General features: G+C 64.4%; 8 protein-coding genes. 2 read left to right on the top strand and 6 right to left on the bottom strand.

Features of this window, described 5'->3' with window-relative positions; genetic code table 11:
* Positions 1–112: 112 nt before the first annotated feature.
* The 5 genes from V1294_RS28495 to V1294_RS28475 form a co-directional block, all read right to left on the bottom strand.
* The gene (locus V1294_RS28495; RefSeq protein ID WP_334501822.1) at positions 113–1,912 is read right to left on the bottom strand and encodes a vanadium-dependent haloperoxidase; all 1,800 of its coding nucleotides are present in this window, start codon (positions 1,910–1,912) and stop codon (positions 113–115) included.
* A gap of 258 nt (positions 1,913–2,170) precedes the next feature.
* On the bottom strand, positions 2,171–3,115 hold the full coding sequence (locus V1294_RS28490; protein WP_334501821.1) for a cupin-like domain-containing protein: 945 nt from the start codon (positions 3,113–3,115) through the stop codon (positions 2,171–2,173).
* Positions 3,116–4,312: a GNAT family N-acetyltransferase gene (locus V1294_RS28485; RefSeq protein WP_334501818.1), complete on the bottom strand. Its 1,197-nt coding sequence runs from the start codon at positions 4,310–4,312 to the stop codon at positions 3,116–3,118.
* A gap of 175 nt (positions 4,313–4,487) precedes the next feature.
* Positions 4,488–7,208, bottom strand: coding sequence for an EAL domain-containing protein (locus V1294_RS28480; protein WP_334501816.1), 2,721 nt, complete (start codon positions 7,206–7,208; stop codon positions 4,488–4,490).
* A 77-nt stretch (positions 7,209–7,285) separates the two neighbouring features.
* A complete protein-coding gene (locus V1294_RS28475; RefSeq protein WP_334501813.1) occupies positions 7,286–8,392 on the bottom strand; it encodes a FecR family protein in 1,107 nt (368 codons plus the stop codon).
* Positions 8,393–8,552: 160 nt separating this feature from the next.
* Here V1294_RS28475 and V1294_RS28470 point away from each other — a divergent pair, with 160 nt between their 5' ends.
* Positions 8,553–10,316, top strand: coding sequence for a ShlB/FhaC/HecB family hemolysin secretion/activation protein (locus V1294_RS28470; RefSeq protein ID WP_417021120.1), 1,764 nt, complete (start codon positions 8,553–8,555; stop codon positions 10,314–10,316).
* 2 nt (positions 10,317–10,318) lie between these two features.
* Here the strand turns inward: V1294_RS28470 and V1294_RS28465 are convergent, their stop codons facing one another.
* Positions 10,319–10,714: a hypothetical protein gene (locus tag V1294_RS28465; RefSeq protein WP_334501810.1), complete on the bottom strand. Its 396-nt coding sequence runs from the start codon at positions 10,712–10,714 to the stop codon at positions 10,319–10,321.
* A gap of 229 nt (positions 10,715–10,943) precedes the next feature.
* On the opposite strand from V1294_RS28465, the gene V1294_RS28460 reads away from it, so the two are divergent.
* A complete protein-coding gene (locus V1294_RS28460) occupies positions 10,944–12,410 on the top strand; it encodes a caspase family protein (RefSeq protein ID WP_334501808.1) in 1,467 nt (488 codons plus the stop codon).
* The last annotated feature ends 30 nt before the right edge of the window (positions 12,411–12,440 follow it).

Raw genomic sequence — 12,440 nt, 5'->3', positions numbered from 1 at the left:
GCTCGGATGGAGCGGTGCAGATAACACCGCGGCAATTGCACCTGTTCAAGTCGCGCCGCCAGCGCGGCACCGTGCCGCCTGCGCCTCACGGCACGGGCGGCGCCGGCTGCCGTCAGATTGTCACGCGGCTGCCGTCGAAGCGCGTGAAGGAGAAGCCGTCGAAGGGCTCGCGGAGCGTCGTGCGCTCGTCCCTCAGCATGCCGATCGCCACTTCCTCGCCGATCGCCATGGAGGCGGAAGCGTCGGAACGCCAGTGGATGCCCGCCCAATTCCGTCCGAAACCGAAATTCACCGCGAGCTTGTTCAACTCTCCGCCAACCGTGAGCGGCGGGCCGCTATAGGGCACGAGCTTCGTCGGGTCAGCCGGATCGGGCTGTACCGGGTTGGCGATGACGCGGGTCTCGTCGAAAAACGCCTTCAATATGGTAGCCGTGACGGCCCCAACGCTTGTGGCACCGCCGGGATAGGTGGAGTGAAGCGGCGCTCCCTCCGGATAGGTTTGTGACAAGAGATAGGTGCCGTATTTGGCTTTGCTGCGATCGAGGGCTTCCGATTTCAGGAAGTTCTCATGCAACGGATAATCGCTCACGCCGTTGGCGAGGCGATGGTGCGCCAGACCGCCATAGGCTTCAGGTCGCACCGCCCGGTGCACGAAATACTTCTGCCAGTAGGCCGCGCGGACGGAGTTACTGATCCCCGTGGTGAGCAATGCCTGCACATAGGGTAACCCGAAGGTGCCCCCCGCAGGTTGCTGTGTCTTTGATTTCCGGTACGGGTTCGATGGGTAGGACACGGGCTCCGTCGGCGGATACATGCCGGTGTAGCGTGGGTCCGCTCCGCCGCCGGGGGTGGCAAGGATCAATGCTGCCGCCCACCCAAGTGCGGGACCACTATGGATATACTCCGCGAGATCTCTTCCCGTCGTGATGTATCGCGGCGTCGCGTCGAACTGTATCCGGCGTTTCGGTGCGGTGCCGTTCTGGGTCGCCAGCCATTCCTCGTATTCGGTCAGGAATTCGTTGGAGGGCAACGCCGTGCGAATTTGAGCACTGATCCACTGCGCGGCATAGGGCACGTCCCGAAGCAGGAATTGCGAGATCATTGGTCCGTCCAGAACGCCTGCCGGCGTGACGGAGCGACCCTTCGGGTCAGCCGGGTCGAAATAGAGCGCATTGGCACGGAACAGCGTACCGGGTGTGACCCGCCCGCCGGACTTCGGCCCCCGGAAATCGGCAAGCTTGTTGATCTCCTCGGTTGCCGCAAGCACGTCGCGATGGGTGGTGTCGTCGCGCAACTCGGTCAACGGAACGTCGCGAAGCAGGGCTTGCCAATAGACCTCGACCGCCTCGCCGCCGCGCTCCGCACTCGCAAGCTCCGGTGCCGGCGGTATCGCAATCTGGGTAGGGTTCATGCCGCTCAGACTGACGGCCTGGGTGCCGATGGGGTTGACCAGTTTGCGCGTGCCGCCGAGCGGGATTTTCTCGAAATCAGCTGCTTCGGCCGACTGGCAAGCGGCATAGAGCGCCTGCCATGCCGCTTGCTCCACTTCGCCGCGTTTGTCATGCGGCAGGCCCCGTGTATCGGACCCGATCTTGTTGGTGTAGCGCGCCTCATCGCCATTCGCCGGGTGCGGCGGGATCGGAATTTTCTCGTTGTTGCTCGCGCAGGCCTGTCGGACTTCGAAGGCGCGGCGCTTGAACGCCGCGTCGAGCGGGCGCACGTCCACGCCCACGCCCACAGTCTGCGCCGCAGCCGGGGCTACTCCGGGCATGCCCGGCGGCGACGTCAACACGGCGGCGCCAACGGCGATGCCGGCCCCGCCGAGCAGCGAACGGCGCGTGACCGCGGTGGCCGGCAGGGCCGGCGATGCCAGATCGGATTCAGTCGAAATGGTGGGGTGGTGGTCGGCCATGGGGAAGTCCTCCCTCGCAGGCAAATCTAGGCAGGATTCCGCCGGGAGCCGTCCACTCTCTTGCGCCTGTCCTAGACGCGAAATGATTTCATCAGGAGGAAGCGGGAGGAGATTGACGCAGATCAATACGAGAGTCGTGCAGACCAATTGACAGGATCGGTACAAGGGTAGGGGCCGCTGATGAACCGAGACGATGTGCTTTTCTGGATTTCAATTACCTGGTCTGCCACGGTGTTCGGTATGGCTACGCTGCCGCGGCTACGCGCCCTTCAGATAATAATTCGCCCGTTTCCCGAGCGCGATCCGCCGCAGCACGCGGCGCATCGCCATGGAGGCGCGCAGCGGTCTTATCGCGGTCGTTACCGTGCGGTAGAACGCGAGCTTTAGCCTATCGAGCACGGGCTGTTTGCCGGGCGGCTGTTGCGGGAAGCCGATGCCGCGCAGCATCGAATTGAAGAAGTGCAGGTCGTTCAGCCGCCGCACTTCGCGCGTTTTCCAGGTGATCGCCATCGAGATCGAGAACGAGCCTGATGTGCGCACCCAGTGCGGCCATTGGTATGGCACGTAGCAGCCGTCGCCCGCGAACAGATGGAATTCCGTAGCCCGCGGCGCAAAGCTTTCGTCGTACTTCAGGTTGCGGTGCTTGGTCATCGAGCGCTCGATCTCGTCGTCGGAGGCGATCGAACGATCGGTATTGTCGAAGATCGTGAAGAATTTTTCGCCGTGGATGTGGACGAAGAAATTGTCTTCGCTGTCGAGATGGAACGGCGTGGTCGAGTTCGGCGAGGACACGAACAGAAAACCCTCGACTTGCTCGAAGCCGGCGTCGAGCAGGCTGTTGAAGCCGCGGGCGCGGGCGACCGACAGCAGGGTGTCCTCCAGCAGGCGGCGATACTCCGGCGAATTCTCCACGCGCTTGAGCACCATCCAGGCGCCGGCGGTTTCGATGCGCTTCACCACTTCGACCGGATCGAGGTCGACGGAGGGAATCGCGTCCGGATCCTGGCTGATCGCGACCTTGCCGGAATTATATTCGATCAGATCGCGCGGCAGTTCGGCCGCGAGCTGCGCGATGCGCGGCAGCGTCAGCAGCGGATGGCCGGCGAGCTTGTGATGGATCGCAAACGGCTTGAGCGGAAAGTCGCGGCGAAGCGCGTCATGATCGGCCGTAATCACGGGCGCAATAGCGGCGAGCGTATTCATTTAGGATTTCTCCTGCCGTGCTCTGGCGAAATGAACCATGCGGCGTACCGGTTCGCGGATCGCGCTGCGCAAGCCGAGCGCGGCGCGGATCAGCGACACGACCGGATCGCCCCGTCGCAGCGGGATCAAGACGTCGCCGATCGCAAGGCGTCCGCGCCAGATCGGGTTGATCATGGGATGGTCGGGGGCGGCGGTGGAATCCACCATTGAAATGGCCGGATCCGCGCAGAGATGCCGGGTCAATTCCAGCGTCAGCTGCACGCCCGGCGAAAACTTCGCAAAGCGCTCGTCGACGCCGAGCTTGAAGTAGAAGGCGCGATCCTGATGGCGCAGCACGATGGCCGCGGCCACCGGCGTTTCGCCGGCCCGCAGGGTCACGATCTCGCACTGGCCCGTCTCGGCCAGCGCTGACGTGGCGCGGCGGACGAAGGCCGCATCGCCGTCGTCCTGGCCGAGCGCGGTGCCGCGCTGCCCCTTCCAGCCGCTGGCCTCCAGCATCAGGAACGTTTCGACAGCGGTGGTCATTTCGGCGGGCGTCCTCGCCACGTCGAAGTTGATAGCACCGTGTTCGGCGAGGCGATTGCGCTGACGGCGCAGTTCCTTCAGTTTCTTCGCGCCCAGCGCCTCGCGCAGCACGTCGTCGGCATCACCGGTGGTATCAAGGCAGGCGCGGACATGCGATTGCAGCACCGCGGGCTGCATGCGGCTGCGATGCAGCACATCGGTAAAGGCTTTCATGGCCGCGCCATCAAGCGAGGTGGCGCGGAAGATCAGCGCATGCGCGCCAGCCCTCCGGGCCTGCTGCAGAATGCCCGTGACGGCTTCCTCCGCCATGTCGCGATCAAGCAGCGGCGTGCAAAGCGTGCCATAGGGATCGGCGCTGACCAAAGCGGGCAGCGGGATTTTGTAGGCGCGCCACATCGAGATCACAGGCACCAGGCCGATCAGGCTGGACGCATCGCGCCACGCGCCGAGCGCGTCGGTGTCGCCGCGGCCCCGCGCCGAAGCGTTCACCGCCAATTCCCATTCGGGCAAATAGTAGCCGTTCGGCTCGGCGGCGCGTGCCGAGAGCGCGCGCCAAGGGCCTGCGGAAACGCCGGCGAGCGGCGTCAGCGCCCCGACGGCGTCTGGCGCGCGTGCGTTCGCATCCTTGCTCGATGCACGACGAGCCGTCAATGTGTCGGCAATATCAGCCACTTCCCCGAATCCCCGTTCGCGATTTATGTGACCGACGACACCTTGAGGGGGCCGCCCGGCCATCGCGTTCACGGGGCAACGCTAATGGAAAGAGGTGGAAAATCGCGTTGCAGCGAAGCTCGGATTTGAGCGGTCGAGTTAACGGATCGTTCAGCCTGATCAGGGCGCTCAGCCGTTACGCCACCTCAGCGGCTGCGGGCGCGGTGAGGAATTTGGCTTCGAACTCGCTCGCCGGCATCGGCCGTCCGAAGAAATAGCCCTGTCCCTCCTCGCAACCCATCCTGATCAGGAAGTCGGCCGTGGCCCGGTCCTCGATGCCTTCGGCGATGACCGACAGGCCTAGTTGCTTGCTCAGCCCGATGGTCGAGCTGACGATCGCTGCGTCGTCGGGATTGACCAGCAATCCGAGCACGAAAGAGCGGTCGATCTTCAGTCCATCGAGCGGGAATTTCTTCAGGTAGCTCAGGCTGGCAAAGCCGGTGCCGAAATCGTCGAACACGAGGCGCACGCCGAGCGCCTGGATCTTCAGGAACGTATTGAGCGCGCTCTGCTCGTCGTGGAGCAGGATGTCTTCGGTGACCTCGAGCTCGAGGCTGGTTGGACTCAAACCGGTGCGGGCAAGGGCCTGCGCGACCGAGCTTGCAAGGTCACCCGACTGCAGTTGGGAGGGCGAAAGGTTGACGCCGATCCGGAGTTTTTGTCCGGCGCGCTCCCAGGCGGCCGCCTTGGCGCAGGCGGTTTCGAGAACCCACTCCGCTATTCGTTCGGAGATCGGCGAGGTGTTGACAACCGGCATGAATTCCCCCGGCGAAACCAGGCCACGTTCGGGATGACGCCAGCGGATCAGGGCTTCGGCGCCGATCAGGCTGCCGTCGGCCAGCTGTATTTGTGGCTGGTAGAACAGTTCGAATTCATTGCGCTCCGCGGCCAGCGCCAGCTCCGCTTCCAGCGTCAAGCGGGTTTCCAGTTCGCGGCGGATCGAATCCTCGAACAGCACGTGACCGCCGCGCCGGGTTGCCTTGGCGCGGCTCAGCGCCATGTGGGAGTTGCCCAGGAGCTCGGCCGCCGTCCGCCCGTCGGACGGGAAGACAGCGGCGCCGATGCTGACCCTGACGCGGAGGTGGCGCGTGCCGACGAGCAGCGGTTCGTCGAAGCCTGCACCGATCTGCCCGGCAAAACGGCTGACGTTTTGGCCGATGGCATTCGCCGGAACTGCGATGGCGAACTCGTCTCCGCTCAAGCGCGCGATCAGGCCCGTCGCCGGCATCACCTCCATCAGCCGCTCTGATATGGCGCGAAGCACGAGATCGCCACTGGCATGACCGAGCATGTCGTTGACCTGCTGGAAGCCGTCGATGCCGATCACCAGCAGCGCTACCTTGCGGCCGTCAGCCCCGGCTTTGGCAATTTTCGCTTCAAGCTTGGCATGAAGGGTATTGCGGTTGATGAGGCCGGTCAGCGTGTCATGTTCCGCCAGGTATCGAATTCTCTCGGCTTCACGCTTGCGCACCGAGATGTCGCGAAGGATCGCGCCGAACTGAAATCCATCAGTACCCTGCCAGCCGGAGAAACTGGCTTCGACCGGAAACACCTCGCCGTCGCTGCGGCGTGCGTCGAACTCGATCACCGTGCCGGCGGCGAGTGCTGCTGCATCCCTGACGGAAAATGCAGGCGTATCCGCATCGCGGGCGCAAATCTCGTCGAACGGCCGTCCGATCATCTCCTGAGGCAGATAGCCGAAGATCGCGGTCGCGCCGGGATTCCAGACCGTGATCAGGTAATTGGAATCGGTGCAGATCAGGCCGTCGCCGAGCGACATCGCCACGCGCTGAAAGCGGCTCTCGGCGACCCTGCCTAGCAGATCGCGGATGTCGATTTCGTCGAGCGCGATCGCGGCGATGTAGACGATGATGGCGATCTGAAACAGCGAGGTGTCGAGAATGAGCGGGAAAGCCGCTTGCAGGGCAAGCGCACCTGTTTCGAGGGCGACAGAAGTTGCGGCGAGCAGCGCCACGCGCTTGCCGGCGGAAAGGCGACGCCATGAGAACAGCATGAGCAAGGCGAGCAAAGCGAGGCCGGTCAGCGTGACGATTTGCGAAGTCCATTGCAGCGCGCGGTTCTGCAGCAGCGATTCCGCGGCCAGTGTCTGCAGCACGGGGCCGGACACGATCGCGCCGTTCGGGACGCTGAAGCGGTCACCGAGTTCGAGCGCCGTGCCGCCGCCGACGACCTTCTTGCCTTGCAGCTTTTGCAGTGTCGCCGGGTCGCCGCGCAGCACGTCGGCAAAGGATACTTTGGGGATTCCCGCCGTTCGGATGCTGAAGTCGATCAGAAAGGGCGTGCGCTTCTCATCGTATTGGCCGGCGAGCACGGCAGCCATCGCGGGCACGAATTTGCCGTCCAGCTTCTCGCCGAACGGGTAACGGCGGACGAGGCCGTCGGGTCCGACCTCGACATTGACGAGCGCCGGCCAGGAATGTTCGGCGAATTGCGGCAACGGGCGATTGACGTGAAGCGTCGTCCTGTCGGTGCGGGGCTGCTGGAAGGAGGGCAGCACCACCGATCCGCCGGCGCTCTGCAGGGCTTCGGCAAAGTTCCGGTCCGACGCCGCGTCGGAGGGCGTGGAGAAGTCGACATCGAGCGCGATGTCCTGGACGTCCGCCTTCTGAAGCTGCCGGAGCAGCTCGGCGTGGAGCAGGCGCGGCCACGGCCAGACGCCGATCCTGTCGATCGACGATGCGTCGATCGCGATCACCACGATATCGCCAGAGGCCTGGCGCGACTGCCAGGTAAAGCGCAGGTCGGCCAATGCGTGGCGAAGCGAATTGTGCCAGCCGCCCGCCAACACGATTGCGAGCGCAATCACCACGAAAATATGCGGCCGATATCGTTTCACATGGTCACCATTCTGGTGGTCGGGAATGCGGCGTCGCTACGCCTGATGGCTGTCAGCTCTGCAATTGACGTCGCAAACTAGTTCTTGCCCCGGCCGTTACCATTGCCATTACCGTTTCCGTTGCCATTACCGTTCCCATTCCCCTTGCCGTTACCATTGGCCCCGTTGCCATTCCCATTGCCGTTGTTGCTCTTGCCATTGCCGCCACCATCCGACCCGCTGGAGGCGGCTATCGTGGTGCTGACGCTGGAGGCCGCGGCGTTGCTCGAGCTGGCTGCGCCATTGGCGGCATTGCCCTGGCTGTTGTTCGCCACGGCTGAATCGGACTGGTTCCAGATTGTATCGTTCTTGGCGTCCCGCGATCCGCCATGCACCGCCGACCCGTCACGGGCGAGGCCGTGCGTGGCGCGGTGGACGTTCAACCGGACTTCACCGATCGATGACGAGATCCGGGTGACGCCATGCTTTGCGGGCTGCACGCTTGTATGCCGCAACGGCTGGACGCCCTGTCCATTCGTGGCATGGCGGATCGCGGTAAAGCCTCCGCGCGGCACCGGAACGCGCTCGATCGACGGTGCGCGCGGCTTGCCTTGCTCGATCGGGGCGAGGGCGCCGGAGCCGCCCAGCGAGAGGCCGGTCTTGCCGTTGGCGAACGCCGTAGCATGTTGGCCCGCCATCACCTGGGCGATCTGGCCCGACTTGAAATCTGCGACTTCAACCTGACCGCGGACCACGTCGACGGTGGTCTTCCCCGCGTTGACGGTGACACGGAATTGCGTGCCCTTCACCACGGCCGCGAGGTAGGGAGTCTCGACCTCGAAATGCTTGACGTTGCGCTTCTCGACGTCGAGCAGGATCGAGCCGGCCTGCTGCTTGATCGTCGTCGAGAGTCCTTCCTTCTTCTGGGCGGGGACGCCGACCACGGAATTCGGCGAAACCAGGATCATTTCATCGCCGCGCTTCAGGAGCACGCGCCCGGTGCGGCCGGTGCTGATGGTGTCCCCTGGCTTCAGCACGTCCTCCTGTCTCAGCGCCGCTTGCTGCACGCCGCTGCCCGTGAGCCATACCTCGCCCGAGGACTTGCTGACCGTCCAGTCGCCGCCGTCAGCGGCGAAAGCGGCGGAAGCCGTCGCCAGCACGAACACGGTCGCGAGTGCTCTTGAGACGTGAGGGATCGCACGCATGAAAACTCTCTCTGATTGCCGCTTTGTCCCGGTTAGTAGCGGAAATGTTTCAACATTGAGTGAGCGGAAACGGTGAACTGCGCGAGCCTCGTTAACGATTCATTGACCATAAAATCTTATTAAAAATCATATGGGTAGGGGCTCCCTTAACGATTGGCGCTTGGCGTCCGTACTTCTACGGAAGTGCGCCCATGCGGCTTTATCCCGGCACCACCTGAGCACCGCCGGCCTCGTCCTCTGGACCCTGACCGGCTGCCTTCCGGCGCAAGCGCAGCATGCGAACCAGCCGGGCTATGATCCGCGGCAGACCGAAAAACGTTTCGATGATCAGCAATCGAGCCAGGGCGCAAACGGGCGGCCCCGGCTGCCGTTGCCGCAATTCGCCCGGCCGGAGGGGCAGGGGGATTCCAGGCCGCTGTTCGTGCTCCGCCATGTCTCGATCTCCGGCGCCGTCGCAATGCCGCAGGAGCGGCTTGCGGCGACGTATCAGTCCTACATCGGGAAAAAGGTTTCGCAGGCTGATCTCGCGGCTATCGCTGCTGCGGTCAGCGACGTCTATCGCGCCGCCGGCTTTCACCTCAGCCGGGCGATCGTTCCTCCACAGGACATCCAGAGCGGCCGGCTTCGCATTCAAGTCATCGAAGGCAGCATCACGGAGCTGGCGCTGGAGGGAGACGGCGCCGAACAGTTCGGCGTCCGGCCGATGCTTGATGCCGTGCTGACTGAGCGGCCCTCGCGGCTTGCGACGCTCGAACGGCAGTTACTGCTGATCAACGGACGGCCCGGCGTGCGGATCGAGGACACCGCGATCGAGGAGATCGGCACCGCGAGCGGCCATTTTCGCCTGATCGTGTCTTTGAAGACGTGGCACCTCTTTACGTCGTTCGGCGTCGACAATCTGGGATCGTCGTCGGTCGGACCGTGGCAAAGCTATGGGACGGCGGCGTTCAACTCCTATCTCGCTCCCGGCGATTCCCTGGTGTTGAACCTGTCGACCACGCCCGGCGATCCGCGGCAGCTCGCGTTCGGCCGCCTGTCCTACGAAGTGCCCGTCGGCGCCGACGGCGCCCGCATCGGCGCATCGGGCTACTACAGCGAGGTCTGGCCCGGCGACTACCGCCATCTCTACAGCGACAACATCAAGACCGAGTCGTTCGAAATTCACGGCAGCATCGCTGCGCTGCAATCGCAGAAATCGAGCCTGACGCTGACCGCGGCGGCCGGATTCACCAATGCCACCGAAAACGATGTGTTCGGCCCGATCTATGCCGATCGTATCCGCACCGCCAGCCTCACATCGGACTATCGGCTGCAGGACAGTTTCGGCGGCACCAACTATCTGACCGTGAACTATCGCCAGGGCCTCGACATTCTCGGCGCCTCGCACCGCGACGAGGACTATCTGTCGCACGACGGGGCGTCCGGCAAATTCTCCGCGCTGAATTTCTGGTTCACGCGCTACCAGACGCTGTCGGATGCATGGTCGCTGAAACTCGCCGCGGCCGGCCAGACGGCATCCGGCCCGCTGTTCACCTCGCAGCAATTCTATCTCGGCGGCATCGCATTCGGACGCGGCTATGGCAGCGCCGAGATCAGCGGCGATAACGGTCTGGCGGGCTCGGCGGAACTGCGCTTCGACCAGAAGACGAACCTTCAATATCTGAGCGGTTATCAGATCTACGGATTCGTCGACAGCGGCGTTGCCTGGAATGACGGTTACCAACTGAGCGACGGCCTGTCGCTCACATCGGCCGGCGGCGGCGTTCGCTTCTTCCTCGTCGACGGCCTGCAGGCCGACATCGGCGCTGCCGCGCCGCTTACCTATCGCGCGCCTGACAATCCCACCCGCGGCGCGCGGGTGCTGTTCTCGCTGACGAGCGCGCTGAAGCTTTGTCCGGTGCGGGCGACGACGCGCTGCCTGTAGCGCTAGACCGGCTCGTAGCTCTCGGTGTTGCAGGTATCCTCGGCTTCGACCTTTTGGCGATCGGCGATCACGCCGCCGGAAATCTCGACACGATAGGTCTGCGTGCCCAGCGGTTTGCCGGTCACCGAAATCACTTCGGCCTTGACGCAGGCGGTCCAGCCCGGTCCGCGGAGGTTGGGGCGCGGCTCGGAAACGCGAACACTGGTCGGCTGCGAGGCCGCGGTGAACACCGAATCCAGTTTCTCCTTCAGCATGCGCTTGACGTCAGGCGCCGGCTCGAGCGCGGGCGGCTCTGGCGCCTTGGCGCGCATGAACTCGGGCACCGGCGAGCGGACGTCGGCAAAGCCGCAACCCGCAAGCATCAGCGCCGCGCCCGCCATCAGCGCTATGTGAACCACGATCCGCCGCATCCGAGAGCGTTTTACCCCGAACACGCTGCGGTAGAACAGGGCATGTTGCCCAGATAACGATCCCGATACTGTGATTGAGATCACTGCGCGGGACTTGGGCCTGCGACAAGATCGCCGTTGAATCGGGCCCTGTTACGCCCCCATGGCGCCGCCGGCTTGAACCTTTGGCTTCGGGGCCGTGACCAATCCGTAGCCTGCATTGCCGGGAGGTGGCATCATGTTCCGTCACGCGCTGTTCACATTGATGATTCCCGCTGCGGTTCTTTTGGGCGCACATTCGGCCTCTGCCGAAAGCCGCCTTGCGCTGGTGATCGGCCAGTCCGCCTATCGCTCGGTGCCGGCGCTGCCCAATCCGGCCAATGACGCCAGGGCGGTGACGCAATTGTTGACCGATTCCGGTTTCGAGGTCTCGACCGCGTCCGATCTTTCGCAAGGCCAGATGCGGGAAGTAGTCAGCGACTTCGCCGGCAAGGTTGCGGCCAAGGGCGCCGATACCGTAGCGCTGGTGTTTTACGCCGGCCATGGGCTGCAGATCGACGGCGAGAATTTTCTGGTTCCGGTCGACATCGATCCGAAGCGGGAAGCCGACATTCCGATCCAGGCGGTGCGCCTCAACGACATCCTGAACACGCTGACGTCGGTGCCGAGCAAGATGCGCATCCTGATGCTCGACGCCTGCCGCAACAATCCGTTCCCGGACCTCAAGACCGCCGGCGGCGGGCTTGCCCTTGTCGATGCCAAGGTCGGCTCGCCCGGCACGTTCCTGTCGTTCTCGACCTCGCCCGGCGCGGTCGCGGAAGACGGCTCCGGCTCCAACAGTCCGTATACGAATGCGCTGCTGGCCGCCGGCAAGGAGCAGAACATTCCGATCGAGGAGACCTTCAAGCGGGTGCGGCTTGCGGTGAACAAGGTCACCGAAGGGCGGCAGACCCCGTGGGACAGCTCCTCGCTGACCGAGGATTTCCGCTTTTCGGGCGCATCCGTCGCCGGGCCGAAGCCTGCGGTCGCTCCGAAGAAATCGGTCGCCGAGTGGACACGCGATCTGAAGGGCAAGCCGGTCGAGGCGGCGAACGAGGTGATCGTGGCCGACGGCACCGACGAAGCGTATGAGGCCTTTGCCGGCCTGTTCCCGCAGACGGCGCTCGGGCGGCTGGCGCGCGACTGGCTGGTTCGGCACCGGCGCATGGTGGCGTGGAACGAGGCCGTGCTCATCAACACCGCGTCGGGATATCGCTCCTTCCTGGCGAAATTCCCCGACAGTGATCTTTCCGCGACCGCGCGCAAGCTGGAACAGCGGCTGCGCAACCGTCCCGAGTTCACGCCGGCGGTTGCCGCCGCCAACGCCGCCGTGCCGCAAAACGTTGCGCTCACCGGGCCGATGTGCCCCTGCAACGTGCAGCCGCCGTTGCCGCAGCCACTGAAGGTCAATGCCCCGGTCCGGCACGTCGAGCCGGATCCGCCGAAGAAGCGGGTCGATCGCAGGCCGCCGCGTCGGAGCGAGCCGGATGACGACGTCGTGGTCGTTCGTCGTCCGCCCCCGCGCGTGGTGTACGACCCGCCGCCGCGCGAAGTGTACGAGCCATCGAGACCGCCGGTCAGCATCGGCATCGGCATCGGTCTCGGCGGATTTGGCGGCGGCCGCGGCGGCCATGGCGGCAACTATGGCGACCGGGGTAGATACTGAAGTGGCAATAGGGTAATCGATCCCGCAAGC

The sequence above is a fragment of the Bradyrhizobium sp. AZCC 1678 genome (assembly GCF_036924765.1).
Classification (GTDB): domain Bacteria; phylum Pseudomonadota; class Alphaproteobacteria; order Rhizobiales; family Xanthobacteraceae; genus Bradyrhizobium; species Bradyrhizobium algeriense.
This window is presented reverse-complemented; position numbering and strand designations above follow the sequence as displayed.